General features: G+C 65.6%; 10 protein-coding genes and 1 pseudogene. 6 read left to right on the top strand and 5 right to left on the bottom strand.

The annotated features are described in order from the left end of the window. Positions 1–2: 2 nt before the first annotated feature. The gene (gene aceA, locus ACAG20_RS03005) at positions 3–2303 is read right to left on the bottom strand and encodes an isocitrate lyase ICL2 (RefSeq protein ID WP_370491479.1); all 2301 of its coding nucleotides are present in this window, start codon (positions 2301–2303) and stop codon (positions 3–5) included. A 230-nt stretch (positions 2304–2533) separates the two neighbouring features. Between aceA and ACAG20_RS03010 the strand changes: the two genes are divergently transcribed. The 4 genes from ACAG20_RS03010 (at position 2534) to ACAG20_RS03025 (ending at position 7108) form a co-directional block, all read left to right on the top strand. Beyond that, entirely contained in the window at positions 2534–2914 is a 381-nt protein-coding gene (locus ACAG20_RS03010) for a hypothetical protein (RefSeq protein WP_370491480.1), read from the top strand. A gap of 185 nt (positions 2915–3099) precedes the next feature. Further along, positions 3100–3522: an MmpS family transport accessory protein gene (locus ACAG20_RS03015; RefSeq protein WP_370491481.1), complete on the top strand. Its 423-nt coding sequence runs from the start codon at positions 3100–3102 to the stop codon at positions 3520–3522. Next, a complete protein-coding gene (locus ACAG20_RS03020; RefSeq protein ID WP_370491482.1) occupies positions 3519–6413 on the top strand; it encodes an RND family transporter in 2895 nt (964 codons plus the stop codon). Before ACAG20_RS03015 ends, ACAG20_RS03020 begins: the two co-directional genes overlap by 4 nt. Positions 6414–6442: 29 nt before the next feature. Beyond that, entirely contained in the window at positions 6443–7108 is a 666-nt protein-coding gene (locus ACAG20_RS03025) for a TetR/AcrR family transcriptional regulator (RefSeq protein ID WP_112683708.1), read from the top strand. 16 nt (positions 7109–7124) lie between these two features. On the opposite strand, the gene ACAG20_RS03030 is transcribed toward ACAG20_RS03025, so the two are convergent. Further along, on the bottom strand, positions 7125–8000 hold the full coding sequence (locus ACAG20_RS03030) for an LLM class F420-dependent oxidoreductase (protein WP_085259381.1): 876 nt from the start codon (positions 7998–8000) through the stop codon (positions 7125–7127). A gap of 140 nt (positions 8001–8140) precedes the next feature. Here ACAG20_RS03030 and ACAG20_RS03035 point away from each other — a divergent pair. Together ACAG20_RS03035 and ACAG20_RS03040 are read left to right on the top strand one after the other, a co-directional pair. Then, positions 8141–9943 (top strand): annotated as a pseudogene (locus ACAG20_RS03035) (fatty acyl-AMP ligase); the annotation flags it as partial. Positions 9944–10159: 216 nt separating this feature from the next. Beyond that, complete coding sequence (locus ACAG20_RS03040) at positions 10160–10612, top strand: PE/PPE C-terminal domain-containing protein (RefSeq protein WP_370491483.1); 453 nt, start codon at positions 10160–10162, stop codon at positions 10610–10612. Here ACAG20_RS03040 and ACAG20_RS03045 read toward each other — a convergent pair. From ACAG20_RS03045 to ACAG20_RS03055, 3 genes are all read right to left on the bottom strand, one after another. After that, positions 10578–13433, bottom strand: coding sequence for an RND family transporter (locus tag ACAG20_RS03045; protein WP_370491484.1), 2856 nt, complete (start codon positions 13431–13433; stop codon positions 10578–10580). The genes ACAG20_RS03040 and ACAG20_RS03045 overlap by 35 nt on opposite strands. Continuing rightward, the gene (locus tag ACAG20_RS03050) at positions 13430–13861 is read right to left on the bottom strand and encodes an MmpS family transport accessory protein (protein ID WP_165824895.1); all 432 of its coding nucleotides are present in this window, start codon (positions 13859–13861) and stop codon (positions 13430–13432) included. The genes ACAG20_RS03045 and ACAG20_RS03050 overlap by 4 nt, the downstream gene beginning before the upstream one ends. A gap of 103 nt (positions 13862–13964) precedes the next feature. Beyond that, positions 13965–14576: a TetR/AcrR family transcriptional regulator gene (locus ACAG20_RS03055; RefSeq protein ID WP_370491485.1), complete on the bottom strand. Its 612-nt coding sequence runs from the start codon at positions 14574–14576 to the stop codon at positions 13965–13967. Positions 14577–14585: the final 9 nt, after the last annotated feature.

Raw genomic sequence — 14585 nt, forward strand, 5'->3', positions numbered from 1 at the left:
GCTCAGTCTTCCTTGCGGATCAGCTTGCCCAGCGCCTCCCGGTCCGGTGCCAGCAGTTCGTCGATGCGCGGCTGGTTCACGTCGGCGACGATGATCTCACCGACCTCCTGGTGCACGCTGCTGAAGATGCCGTGCGCCTTCATCTTCTCGGTCTGATACAGGTTGTCCTGAGTGGGCGTGACGTAGTGCACCGCCGCGGCCTTGAACCGGTGGATCAACCACAAGTGGGTCAGATCCATCAGCCGCTTCTGCCGCAGCTTCTCGGCGAAGGTGTTCTGGTCGCGCACCGTCAGGATGCTGCGGCCGTGCCGGTCCTTGATCGGGTCGACGATGACGTTGGCGAGCTTCTCGTCGTCGTCGCCGAAGATCCCGAGCTCCAGCACATCCGACCCGGGACGAGTCGGCCGTAGCTGCGCTCGCAGCTTCTCGCCGATCTGGTAGTGCTCGGCCCACAAGGCCAGCCATTCCTCCAGCAACTTCTTGGGCACCTCGGTCTGCACCAGGTGCTGATGCTGGGTGGAGCCGGCCCCCATCGCCTTGGTGGTAGCGGTGCGGCCGGACGAAGCGGCCAGCGCGGCATCGCTGCGCGGCCCGCCGACCAGCGTCTGCGGGGTTCGGTAGGGCGACTCGACCAACCGCATCTTGCGCTGCAGCCGGGCCAACGCCAGCATGCCGTCCTGCAGCAGGGTGGCCGCGAACTCCTCGGAGGCCACCCCGTCGACCTGGTGGCCGCCGTAGGTGATGAAGTTGAAAACGAACCCCATCTTGCCGAGCTCGGCGGGGAAGGCCCGCATCTGTTCGTCGGTCATGCCGGTGGTGTCCCAGTTGAACGAGGGGGACAGGTTGTAGGCCAGCATCTGGTCGGGATACACGGCGTGGACGGCATCGGCGAACTGGCGGGCATCGTCGAGGTCGGCGGTCTTGGTCTCCATCCACAGCAGGTCGGCGAACGGCGCGGCGGCCAGCGACTTGGCGATCGCATAGGGGATGCCGCCGCGCACCTGGTAGTAGCCTTCGGGGGTCTTGGCCCGCTCGCAGTCCCAGCCGGAGTCGGCGTTCAACTCGGCGGCCTTCGCCTGGGCGGTGTAAAACGGTGCGCGCTCGGCGAATTCGCGCCACTGCGCGGCGGTCATGTCGCGTGGCTCGCCTTCGCGTTCGGCGAACTCGAGCATCTCGGCGACGGCTTCGCCGTAGGTCATCAGTCCGGCGTCGTTCTGCCAGGCTTCGACGAACTTCGATTCGATCTCGTCGTAGAGCCCATCCACGGGCTGCCGGCCGTCACTGCTCCAGCCCTCGGCGGCTTTGGTGATCAACGCGCTGATGCCGCTGCGGTCCAGCCAGGCGTCGGCGGCGGCGTACTCGCCGTCGGGCAGGTCGTAGAGCAGGTGACCGTTGATCTCGGTGATCCCGGAGTTGTAGAACTGGCGCGTCATCGCCAGGAAACAGGCCTTGTAGGACGGGATCTTCAGATTGGTGGTGCCCAGGATGAACGGCTGGTCACGCTCGTCGGCGCGGCTCTCGACCAGGTTGGCCGCCTCGGCGTCGGTGCGCGCGACGATGATGCCGGGGACCCCCATCATGTCCAGCTGGAAGCGGGCGGTGTTCAGCCGCTTGATCTGCTCGTCGGAGGGCACCAACACCTTGCCCCCCTGGTGGCCGCACTTCTTGGTGCCGGGACGCTGATCCTCGATGTGGTAGCCGGGTACACCGGCCTCCACGAAACGCCGGATCAGGTTGCGTACGTGAGGATCACCGCCGTGACCGGTGTCCGCGTCGGCGATGATGAACGGCCGGTAGTCCACGGCGGGGGTGGCGGCGCGCTGCTCCTCGGTCATCTGCAGGCGCAGGTAGTGCTGGTTGCGGTCGGCGGTGAGCAGGGCACGCACCAGCCCGGCCGCCTCATCGGGCACTTGGCTGAGCGGGTAGCTGGCCAGGTCGGGTCCCGGGTCCTCGGTGATGGACCCCTTGGCTGAGGTGGCCCACCCGCCCAGGTAGATGCCCTCGATGCCCACCCGCTTCATCACCACTGCCTGACCCGGCGAATACGGGCCGAACGTGGTGATGCTCTTCTTGGCGGCGAACAGCTCACGCAGCCGGGCGTAGAACGCCGTCGCTGCTTCGCGCGCCACGATGTAGTCGGAGGGGATCGTGCCGCGCTGCTCGACGACCTGGCGGGCGCTGTAGAGGCGGGTGATGCCTTCGAAACGTGGGCTGTCGAAGTATTGCTGTATCGCCGCGACGTCGGCGTCGACATCTGGTTGGACCGGTGCGCTCGCCGCCGTGGTCGTTTCGATGGTCGTCATGGAATTACGCTCCTGTTCGCGCCGGTTCGTGCGGCGGTTCCAGCTTCGGCTCTCCTTCGTCGAGCCTCGCTGAACCGCGGGGTTCGCACGTGTTACTCCCCAGTATTGTGCCGTCGCTGGCTGTGGGATAGCGCAGTTTCGCCATACATCTTCCGTACGCCGCGGACGATGCCCCGGAACTTGCGTGAAGCAGGTGGATTCGACTGCGTTCGTGGCTATGGTTAACAGTTATGACGGCCCGGTCAGGCCGCTGGGACACCCCGTGGGATCAGCCGCCGCAGCGCATCGCTTCGGTGGTCCGACCGGTCGGCCGCTGGGGGGCGCGGCGGATGAATCGCCGCTTCGCCGGCGTCGGCGTACAGATCCCGGCAGCCCGGCTGCGCGAGATGATGGCCGGCGCGCCGCCGGCGTCGGCGGAGTCGATCGACTACACCTTCGCACTCGCCGCGACGGCGATCCAACGCGAACAGCGGATGGCCCGGGCGCGGCGCAACCGGCGCCGCCTGGTGCACGCGCTCATCGTGGCCGGGCTGATGCTCGCCGCGTTGAATCTGCTGATCTGCATGGGTTACGTCTTCGTCAGCCTGGCGCTGCACGAACCGTCGATGTGATCTCATCGGTCCGGCCGGTCGGAGCTTTTGTCGCAGGCCATGCCCACAAGTGAGGTAATCTAACGACCGTCGCGGTGACGGAACTCGGGTTCCGCATGGGTGGGGGAGTTGATCTTCTCGGCTGAGTCGGTCCGTCCCGTGTCCGGGCCAGACGAAAGAGCGGAGGCGCACGCCGGGTGTTTCGAGTGTTGAGGCGGTTCTGGATTCCTCTGCTGCTGGTGGTCGTCGTCGCGCTGGGCGGGTATGCCATTGTCCGCATTCGCGCGACCCTGGGCCACCAAGGCCCGAACTTGGCGGAGGGTTCCGCAATCACCGAGAACTTCAATCCGAAGCACATCACCTATGAGGTCACCGGGACGGGCGGGACCGCGAACCTGAACTACCTTGACGAGAACGGCCAACCCAATCTGATCGAAAACGCCTCACTGCCTTGGTCGTTCACGATCGTGACGACGCTACCGTCGATGTCGGCCAACATCATCGCTCAAGGTGATCGCCATGTCAGTGACCTTCGGTGCCGGGTGACGGTCGACGACAAGGTGCGCGACGACCGGACCAGCACCGACACCGTCAAACCGTTCATCTACTGCCTGGTGAAGTCGGTATGAGCGACCCCGGCGCGGCGCCGCATCGCCCGCACCGACCTTTCTTGGGCCGGATGGTTCGGATCTTCTCGGTGCCGATCATCCTGTTCTGGGTGCTCGTCGCGGTCGTGCTGGGCACCGTGGTCCCGTCACTGGGCAAGGTCGCTGCCACCCGGTCGGTCCCGATCAGCCCCACGGGTGCACCGTCGTACGTGGCGATGCTGAACATCGGCAAGGTATTCCAGCAGTACGATTCGGACTCCACGGCGATGGTCGTGCTGGAGTCTGAGGACCATCTCGGCGATGCCGCGCACAAGTTCTACGACGAGATCGTCGCCAAGCTCGAGGCTGACCACAAGCACGTTCAGAACGTTCAGGACTTCTGGAGCGATCCGCTGACCGCGGCGGGCTCACAGAGTGTGGACGGTAAGTCCGCCTACGTGCAGATCTTCCTCGACGGCTCGCAGGGCACCACCGAAAGCCACGAGTCGGTCGCCGCCGTACGTGACATCGTCGCCTCGGTCGACCCGCCGCCGGGTATCAAGGCCCACGTTGCGGGTAACACCGTCCTCAATGCCGACACCAGTGTCGCCGGGCATCAAAGTATGTCGAGGCTGGAGTTGGTGTCTGTCGCCATCATCATCGTGATGCTGCTGACCATCTACCGCTCGGTGGTCACGATGCTGGTGTCGATGTTTGTCATCGGGCTGGGATTGTTTGCCGCGATGGGTGTTACGGCCGCGGCCGGCAACGTGAACATCGTCGGACTGACCCCGTATGCGGTGAGCATGGTGACGATGTTGTCCATAGCCGCGATAACCGATTACCTGATCTTTCTCCTCGGCCGGTATCACGAGGAGAGAGCGAACGGCCTTGAGCGCGATGACGCATTCTATGTCGCCTATAGCGGCGTCTCGCACGTCATCCTGGGGTCCGGGCTGACCATTGTCGGCGCCTTGATGTGCCTCGGCATGACGACGTTGCCCTACTTCCAGACCATGGGGCCGCCCTGCGCGATCGCCATTCTGGTGGTCATCGCCGCAGCACTGACGCTGGCGCCGGCGGTGCTCACCGTGGCATCGAGGTTCGGACTGCTCGACCCCAGACAGAATCTCTCGACGCGCAACTGGCGCAAGGTCGGAACCAGCACGGTTCGCTGGCCCATTCCGATCATCCTGCTGACCGGCATGGTCGCCGTCGTGGGTTTCGTCAGCCTGTTGACCTATGTGCCGCAGTACAACGACCAGAAATTCACTCCCGCCGATATGCCCGCCAACCTGGCCATGGCCGTCGCGGACCGGCATTTCTCCCAGGCTCGGATGAACCCCGAACTGTTGATGCTCGAGACCGATCATGACCTGCGTACGCCGTCGAACATGTTGGTGATCGAAAAGGTCGCCAAGCACGTCTTCCGGATGCGGGGCATCGACCGGGTGCAGACCATCACCCGCCCACTGGGCTCACCGATCGAGCACAGCTCCATCCCGTTCCTGCTCGGCGCGCAGAATGCCGGCACGTTGCAGGCCGCGAAGTTCAACAACGACAACGCGGCGCAACTGCTCGAACAGGCCGACGAGATGGCAAAGACCGCCGCCAGCCTGGAACGCATGTACACGATCATGAAGGAGACCAGCGAAACCACCCACAGCATGGCGGGCAAGACGCACGTGATGGCCGACACCACCGCTGAATTGCGAGATAACATCGCCGATTTCGATGATTTCTTCCGGGTGTTTCGCAACTACTTCTACTGGGAGCCGCACTGCTACGACATCCCGATCTGTTGGTCGCTCCGGTCGATCTTCGACACCATGGACGGTATTGACCAACTCGCGGAACAGATCCAGAGTCTCACCATCGACATCGATCGCCTGGACGAGTTGATGCCGCAGATGCTGCCGGTGCTGCGGGAGAACATCGACTCGATGAACAAGATGCACGACATGATGATCGCGACTCACAGCACCATGGCCGGCACGCAGGCCCAACAACAGGAACTGGCCAAGGGCGCCACCGAGATCGGGCTGTACTTCGATCAGGCCAAGAGCGATGACTTCTTCTATCTGCCGCCGGATGTGTTCGACAATCCCGACTTCAAGCGTGGCATCAAGATGTTCATGTCGCCGGATCACAAGTCGGTCCGGATGATCATCACCCACCAGGGCGACCCCGCCTCGGTGGACGGCATCGCACACGTCCGGGACCTCAAAGATGTCGTCGCGGACGCCCTCAAGGGCACCCCGCTGGCCAGCGCGAAAGTCTCGATCGCCGGTACCGCATCGCTGTACGCCGACATGCAGGACGGTGTCGTGATCGACCTGATGATCGTGCTCATCGCGTCGCTGATCCTGATCTTCGCGATCATGCTGATCATCACCCGCAGCGTGGTGGCCGCCGTCGTGATCGTCGGCACGGTCGCTGCGTCGCTGGGGATCGCGTGTGGAATATCGGTGTTGCTCTGGCAGGACATCCTGGGCCTGGGCGTGCAGTGGATCGTGATCCCGTTGTCGATGGTGATCCTGCTGGCAGTGGGTTCGGACTACAACCTGCTGCTGGTGTCGCGACTCAGAGAAGAGATACACGCCGGGCTCAACACCGGCATCATCCGAGGCGTGGGGGCCACCGGACGCGTCGTCACCGCCGCCGGCCTGGTGTTCGCTTTCACCATGATGGCGATGATCGTCAGTGACCTGCGCGTCGTCGGCCAGCTCGGTACGACTATCGGTATCGGCCTGATCATCGACACGTTGATGGTGCGGGCGTTCATGACGCCATCGATTGCTGCGGCGTTGGGTCGTTGGTTCTGGTGGCCGCTCAACACCTTTGAGATCACGGGGCATGGCTCTAGCGGACCCGAATTGAGGCCGGCGGAGCGCGGTGATGACACCGCGCCCATACCGACAACAACCGCGTGAGTGTCGCGAACCGATCATGAAAGCTGGTGATGGAGGTGTCGGTCGCCGGGTCGGCCCATAGGTCAGTCACGAGATCGAACCTGCGCCGACGCACCGACGGTCGGCTCGATCGCTCGCGTGACGCGGCGATTCTCGATGCCGCGCTGGCCGCGTTGACGGAGAACGGTTATGGCGGCACGAACATGAACGACGTCGCGACCCGAGCCGGAGTGGGCAAGGCCGCGATATACCGCCGCTGGTCGTCGAAAGCCGCGTTGATCACCGATGCGCTGGTGTACTGGCGGCCCGACCTCATCGACGATGATGCCCCCGATACCGGCAGCCTCGCCGGTGATTTCGACGCGCTGGTCGACCGTGTGGCGCGCAACGACAGCGAGCGGATCCCCAACGATCTGATCCTGCGGGTGGCGATGGAGGCGATGCATGATCGACACCTCACCGCAGCCCTCGACGACTTGATGATCCTCAAGGGCAGGCGCATGGTGACGGCCATCCTGCAACAGGCGGTGGCGCGCGGCGAGCTCGCGCACGATCGGGATTGGTCGCTGATCGCCGACGCCTTGACGGGAATGGGCCTGATGCGGGCCATCAACGGTCAGAGCGTCGACGCGAAGTTCATCCGGAGCGTCATCGACACGCTCATCCTGCCTGCTGTCTGCGCAGTGAATACCCGGCATGGCGGGAGCGCGGAATAGCGGAGCCGCCGGTGCATCAGCCGATCTGGGCCAACCTGGGTGCCAACTCGTCGCCGAGTCGGCGTACGAAGCCGATCGGGTCGGGGTTGCCCGGGAGCGGTCCGGTGTGGACGAGGTCGAAACCCAAGCCGGCGCAGTAGTCCACGGTCCGCAGATAGTCGTCGAGATCGGTGAACGGGTCGGCGAACAGACCGACGGTCTTGCGGATCTCAGCCGGGTCGCGGCCGATTTCATCGCAGTGGCGTCGCAGCACATCGATCTTGCGGCTCAGATCGTCGGGCCGCAGCACCGTGCCGTTGCGGTTCCATATGTCGGCATAGCGGGCGGCCAGTCGCAGCGTCTTCTTCTCGCCGCCACCGCCGATCAGAACCGGTGGCTGCGTTGTCGGCCGCGGCTCGCAGATGGTCTCGGCCAGCTGGTAGTGCTTGCCGCGGTACGGTCCGTCGTTTGCACTCCACATCTGCTTGCAGATCTGCAGCGTCTCTTCCACCATCTCGAATCGGTCGCTCAGTGGCGGAAGCGGCACACCGAGACCGGCGTGTTCGCGCTCGTACCAGCCGGTCCCGAGACCGAAGATGAAGCGGCCGCCCGACAAAACATCCAATGTGGCAGCGGTTTTGGCCAGTACGCCGGGGTGGCGATAGGTGACCCCGGTCACCAGCACACCGAGTGGGATGCTGCGGGTCTGACCGGCGACAAAGGCCAGTGCGGTGTAGCACTCCAGAAAGGGATCCTGGGCGCGGCCGAGTTGTTCCATCTGAAAGAAGTGGTCCTGCATGGTGAACATCGCTGCGCCGGCTTCTTCGGCCGCGGCGGCGGCTCCGGCCAGCACCGGTCCGAGCCGGGCCGGGTCACCGGGCTGAAAATCGACGAAATGTATGCCTAACTCCATCGTGGTGGGCGTCCTTTGCGGTCACGGGGAAAAAGCGGGAAGCGACAGGCCGCGTCTGCGCAACCCATCGTTTAGCTGCAACCACGCCGCACCACGGATGCTTCCGGGCCGCGGTTTCGCGGCCACTTAGACTGCGGGGCATGACGGGCCTGGTGCAGATCGAGGAGTGCCTGGACGCCGACGGGGGCATCATCTTGCCGCCGGATGCCACCTTGATCTCGCTGATCGACCGCAACATCGCCAACGTCGGCGACGCGGTGGCCTTCCGCTACCTCGACTACGCCGGTCCATTCGAGGGCCGGGCGGTGGAACTGACTTGGACGCAACTCGGCGACCGATTGCGGGCCATCGGAGCCCGACTGCAGGAGGTCACCGCCCCGGGTGACCGGGTGGCGATCTTGGCACCCCAGGGACTCGACTATGTCGCCGGGTTTTATGCGGCGATCAAGTGCGGCACCATAGCGGTGCCGTTGTTCGCCCCGGAGTTGCCCGGGCATGCCGAGCGGCTCGACACCGCGCTGCGCGATGCCGCCCCGGCAGCGGTGCTGACCACGTCCGCTGCGCAGCGCATCGTCGAGGATTTCCTGGCCAAGTTGCCGCAGCAGCTGCAGCCGCACGTAGTCGTCATCGATGAGGTCCCGGACTCGGTCGGTGCAGCATTCCTGCCGGTCGACATCGACGTCGACGCCGTGTCGCACCTGCAGTACACCTCGGGTGCCACCCGGCCGCCGATCGGTGTGCAGGTGACCCACCGTTCGGTGGGAACCAACCTGCTGCAGATGATCCTATCTATCGACATGCTGGACCGAAACACGCACGGGCTCAGCTGGTTACCGCTCTACCATGACATGGGCCTGTCGATGATCGGCTTTCCCGCGGTCTACGGGGGACACTCCACGCTGATGTCGCCGACGGCGTTCATCCGCCGACCGCAGCGCTGGATCAACGCCCTGTCCGACGCATCGCGACATGGCCGGGTGGTCACCGCCGCACCGAACTTCGCCTACGAACTGACCGCCCAGCGCGGCCTGCCCGCGCCGGGCGCCGACCTCGACTTGTCGAACGTGGTGATGATCATCGGATCCGAGCCGGTCAGTATGTCGGCGATCACGGCGTTCAACGAGGCATTCGCCCCGTACGGGTTGCCGCGCACCGCGATCAAGCCGTCCTACGGGATCGCCGAGGCCACGCTGTTCGTGGCGACGATCGACCCCGACGCCGAGGCGAGTGTGCTGCACCTGGGGCGCGAGCAACTCGGTGCGGGCCGTGCGGTGCCGGTCACCGCCGGCGCCCCTGATGCGGTGGCTCAGGTGTCGTGCGGCCGGGTTGCCCGCAGCCAGTGGGCGGTGATCGTCGACGCCGATGCCGGTCAGGAACTGCCCGACGGCCGTATCGGCGAGATCTGGCTGCATGGTGCCAACGTGACTGCCGGCTATTGGGGCCGGCCCGACGAGACCCGGCGGGTCTTCGGCGCTCTGCTGCAGCGCCGCTTGTCACACGGCAGTCACGCCGAGCGTGCGCCGATCGACGGCGCCTGGCTGCGCACCGGCGATCTGGGGTTCTATCTCGATGGCGAGCTGTATGTGACCGGCCGGACCGCGGAGCTGATGACCATCGACGGGCGCAGCCACTACCCGCACGATGTCGAGGCCACGGTGGCGCAGGCCTCGCCGATGGTGCGTGGCGGGTATGCGGTGGCGTTCGCCGTCCCGGCAGATCAGGCCGATCGGCTGGTGATCGTCGCCGAGCGCGCCACTGGTACCGGCCGGAAGGATCCCGCGCCGGCGGTCGCGGCGATCCGCGCCGAGGTGTCCCGGGTACACGGGTTGACCGCCGCCGACATCCGGTTTGTGCCGGCCGGGGCCATCCCGCGTACCACCAGCGGCAAACTCGGGCGTACGGCATGCCGCGAGCAGTACCTCTCGGGCGCGCTGGATCAGCGCCGGGCATCCGGCGACGCCACCGCGCCCCGCACAGCGGGCGCACAGCCGGGACATGTGGGGCACCAAAAATAGCTAGCTAGCCTTCCTAAATGGATTTCGGAGTCTTGCCGCCGGAGATCAATTCGGGGGCCGCAGCTGATCTCGACCACGCCAGCGGCGTTACAGAGCCTGGCAACGCCGGCGACCGAGACATCGTCGGGTGCCTCGACGGCATCGTTGTCCAGTCTCAGTTCACTGACCATGCCGCTGCGGATGGCGATGATGCCGATGAGCATGCTGATGCGGATGCTGATGACCGGGACCAGCGGAGCCAAGGGCGCTGCCGCTGGCCTGGCTGCTGCCCCGGCCGCGGCGGCCGGTACCGCCGGTTCGGTGACCCTGACCGGCTTCACCGGAGGGCAGGCTGCCACGGCCGGCCTGGGCCGGGCGGCCTCGATCGGGGCACTGTCGGTGCCGCCGGCCTGGACCGGCATGGGGGTGGCCACCGCTCCGGCGGCCACGGCGCTGGCGGTTACCGGCGCTGTTGCTCCGGCAGGGGCGGGGCCCGGGTCGGCGATTCCTCCGATGGTGCCGTTCGGGAACCTGGGCGGCCGTGGCGGTTTCGGCGCCACGGCCACCCAGTACGACTTTCGTCCTACGGTGATTCCGCGGTCACCGGCAGCCGGGTAGTCGCCGCCGACTGAACTTTGTGAATCCTTCTGGGCCACCAGAACCAGCGGCCGAGTAACGCGGCGATCGACGGGGTCAGGAATGACCGGACGATCAGGGTGTCGAACAGCAGCCCGATCCCGATCGTGCTGCCGGCCTGGCCGATCGAGTACAGATCGCTGACCGCCATCGACATCATCGTGAACGCGAACACCAGGCCCGCCGCGGTGACCACCGATCCGGTTCCGCCGATCGACCGGATGATCCCGGTCTTGATCCCGGTCTTGGTGCCGTCACCGATCTCCTCCTGGAAGCGGGAGACCAGCAGCAGGTTGTAGTCCGATCCCACCGCGAGCAGGATGATGACACCGAACACCGGCGCGATCCAGTTCAGCGGCAGACCGAAGAGGTGCTGCCACACCAGCACCGACAGCCCGAACGCCGCACTCAGTGACAACAGCACCGTGCCGACGATCACCGCGGATGCCACCAGCGCCCGGGTCAGCAGCAGCATCACGATGAAGATCAGCGTTACTGCCGCCACCCCGACGATCAGGATGTCGTAGGTGGAACCGGACTGGATGTCGTTGTAGACCGCCGCGGTTCCGGTGAGATAGAACTTGGCGCCGGTCAGCGGGGTGCCCTTCACCGCGTCGTGGGCGGCGGCAAGCATCGGCTCGACGAAAGAGATGCCCTTGGGCGTGGCCGGATCCGCGTCATAGGTGACGATGAACCGGGCCGCGGTGCCGTCCGGCGACAAGAAGAGCTGCAGGCCCTTTTGGAAGTCCGGATTGTCGAAGGCCTCCGGCGGCAGATAGAAGTAGTCGTCGGCCTGGGAGGCGTCGAAGGCCCGGCCCATCTCGGTGGCGGTGTCGGTCATCCGCGACATCTGGGTCAGCAGTCCGGAGAAGGTTGAGTGCATCGAGAGCAGGCTGGCCCGCATGGATTTCGCCACCGCGATCATCGGCTCGAACTGCCCGACCATCTGTGGCATGACCGCGTTCATGTCGGCCATGTCGGCCAGCAGTGGTGCCATGTTCTCGCTGAACTTGTCCATCCCGTCGTAGGCGTCGAACACCGACCGGACTGCATGACAGACCGGGATGTTGAAACAGTTTTGCTCCCAGTAGAAATAGTTGCGGACCGGACGCACGACGTCGTCGAAATCGGCGATGTGGTCTCGGATCTCATCGACGGTCGCATTGATCGTCACCATGTCGGCGGTCATCCGCTCGGTGGTGGAGTCCATCCTGGCGACCAGATCCCGCAGCCGCTCCATGGACTCGACGGTGGCACCCAGGTCGTCGCTCATCCTGAGCATGTCCGCCAGTCGGTCGTCCATGAACTGCAGATTCTGCTGGATCGGCACGGTGCCCATGCTGACCTGGAACGGGATCGAGGTGTGGTCGATTGGGCTGCCCAATGGTCGGGTGATGCTCTGAACCCGCTCCACTCCGCGGGTGCGGAAGATGTTCTTGGCGATCCGGTCCAAGATGATCATGTCGGCCGAATTGCGCAGGTCATGATCGGCCTCGACCATCAACACATCGGGGTTCATCCGGGCAGCGCTGAAGTGCCGTTCGGCGGCGTCGTAGCCGACGTTCGCCGGCAGTTCGGACGGGATGTAGTAGCGGTCGTTGTAGCTGATCTTCATGCCGGGCACGACGAGCATTCCGGCCAGGGTGACCAACAGTGCGCTGACGAACACCGCACCGGGCCAGCGGACGTTGGCGGTGCCGATGCGCCGCCACCCGCGTTGCTTCTCCGCCCGCTTGGGGTCCAGCAGGCCGAACCCGCTGGCGACCGCAACGATGGCGGGGGCGACGGTCAGCGCGCCGGCGATCACCACCAGCAGCCCCACGGCCGACGGAATGCCGAGTGCCTTGAAGTAGGACAGCCGGGCGAAGTGCAGGCATAACGAGGCTCCGGCGATCGTCAACCCGGATCCCAAGATGACATGCCACGTGCCGCGGAACATGGAATACCAGGCAGTTTCGCGGTCCTCCCCGGCGCGGCGGGCTTCGTGGTATCGGCCGAGCAGGAAGATCGCGTAGTCGGTGCCGGCCGCAATCGCCAGGGACGACAGCATGGCGACCACGAACGTCGAGAAGCCGAGCAGGCCGGCGTTGCCGAGCAACGCGACCAGCCCACGGGCGGTGCCCATCTCGAAGCCGACCATCACCAGTGCCAGAGCCACGGTGGAGAAGGACCGATAGACCAGCGCCAACATGATGATGATGACCACACCGGTCACGCCCATCATCTTGAGCATGCTGTGGTCGGCTGCCTCGGTCATGTCCGTGGTGAGCGCCGCCTGTCCGGTGACGTAGGCCTTGACCCCGTCCGGGGCGGGCACCGAGGCGACGATCTTGCGGACGGCGTCGACCGACTCGTTGCCCAGGGTGCTGCCCTGGTCGCCGGCGGTGTTGATCTGCGCGTACGCGGCACGGCCGTCGCTACTCTGCACGCCGGCGGCGGTGATCGGGTCGCCCCAAAGGTCCGCGATGTGCTGGATGTGCTCGGGGTCGGCGGACAGCTTCTCGATCAGCGTGTCGTAGTAACGGTGGGCGTCCGGTCCGAGTTCGGTCTCGCCTTCGAGCACCAGCATGATCATCGAGTCGGAGTCGAACTCCTCGAACTTCGCGCCGATGCGCTTCGCGGCGATCAGCGACGGCGCGTCTTGCGGGGACATCGTCACCGCGTGCTCGCGCGCGACCGATTCGATCGGCGGAACCAGCACGTTGAGGCCGACGGTCACCAGCAACCAGAAGATGATCAACGGCCACGAAAGCAGGCGAACCAGGCGCATGTACCCCGGGCGGGCGTCACCGTGGGCGCTCATGCCGCTTTGACCAGACAGAAGACCTGGGCGTGGTGCCCGGTGGCGACGTGTTCGTCTTTGACGGCGCCGTTGACGGTTATGCGGCAACCGATCTCGTCACTGTCACCTTGTGCCACCAGGGTGCCGATCACGGCAGGATTCGTCGTGGTGATGGTGTAGCTCCACGGCAGTCCTGCGAACGTCGCCTGCACGGGCCGCATCTCCTCGTTGAGGTAGCTGACCCCGCCCGCGGCACCGTCGGGGCCGAACACCTCGTATACGACCCGCTTTTCGTTGATAGAGGCGATAGGCGCCGAGCCGCTGCCGTCCCAGTGGAAGATCTCGTCGGATCCGAACGCGCCGCGCAGGTTGACCACTGCCACGGTTCCGGCGACCGCGGCCACGGTGACGACCAGTGGCACCCAGGCCCGCTTTGCGATTGTGAACATGCTGGCCATCTCCGCTACCTCCCTCGACGCGACCGACGTTCCCCACAATACCCCCTGGGGTATCAATTCAGCCGAATCGGTGCGCGGCGATATGCGAGCCGTGTTACCGGCGGGGCGAGCTGCGCTGGGCGGCGACCGCTTCGCCCAGCCAGCGGCGCAGGAACCGGCGCAGCTCATCGGGGGAGCGGTCGGGGTCGTTGGGGGCCACGATGAACGACAACATCACGCGCAGGGTGAACTCGACCAATTCGCGCTGGCTCGCTGCGTCGTAGCCATGTTGCGCCCAATCGACGTCGAACCGGTCGACCATGCGCATTCCCAACGTCAGGGACTCCTCGGACGTCATTTCCCGGTTGAGCGGGGAGGTCGACGACAGCATCGCGCCCAGGTGCGGAGAGCGGGCCACCGCATCGAGGGTGTAGAGCGTGCCTTCGGTGAGCGCGTCGGCGGGGTCATGGATGCCCCGGACGTGGTCGGTGAGTCGGTCGAGGAAGTCGTCGACCGAGGCGATCGCCACGGCGCGCATCAGGGCGTCGGCGGTGGGGAAGTAGCGATACACGGTCTGCCGGATGACGCCCAGCGAGCCGGCGACATCGGCCAGCGACACCGCCGCACCCGTCTCGGCGACCAGGTCGACGGCCGCGGCGATGATCCGCCGGCTCGCTTCCTCGTCGCTGTGGGGCGGGTTACCGCCCCAGCCACGTCGGCGTGCCATCAACGACCC

This window comes from Mycobacterium sp. pW045 (genome assembly GCF_041287085.1).
GTDB classification, from domain to species: domain Bacteria; phylum Actinomycetota; class Actinomycetes; order Mycobacteriales; family Mycobacteriaceae; genus Mycobacterium; species Mycobacterium algericum_A.

Coding starts and splice junctions, on each gene's coding strand:
- ACAG20_RS03025 (WP_112683708.1), top strand. CDS start 6,443: ATGGAGGTGTCGGTCGCCGGGTCGGCCCATAGGTCAGTCACGAGATCG.
- ACAG20_RS03020 (WP_370491482.1), top strand. CDS start 3,519: ATGAGCGACCCCGGCGCGGCGCCGCATCGCCCGCACCGACCTTTCTTG.
- aceA (WP_370491479.1), bottom strand. CDS start 2,303: ATGACGACCATCGAAACGACCACGGCGGCGAGCGCACCGGTCCAACCA.
- ACAG20_RS03010 (WP_370491480.1), top strand. CDS start 2,534: ATGACGGCCCGGTCAGGCCGCTGGGACACCCCGTGGGATCAGCCGCCG.
- ACAG20_RS03030 (WP_085259381.1), bottom strand. CDS start 8,000: ATGGAGTTAGGCATACATTTCGTCGATTTTCAGCCCGGTGACCCGGCC.
- ACAG20_RS03055 (WP_370491485.1), bottom strand. CDS start 14,576: ATGGCACGCCGACGTGGCTGGGGCGGTAACCCGCCCCACAGCGACGAG.
- ACAG20_RS03045 (WP_370491484.1), bottom strand. CDS start 13,433: ATGAGCGCCCACGGTGACGCCCGCCCGGGGTACATGCGCCTGGTTCGC.
- ACAG20_RS03050 (WP_165824895.1), bottom strand. CDS start 13,861: ATGTTCACAATCGCAAAGCGGGCCTGGGTGCCACTGGTCGTCACCGTG.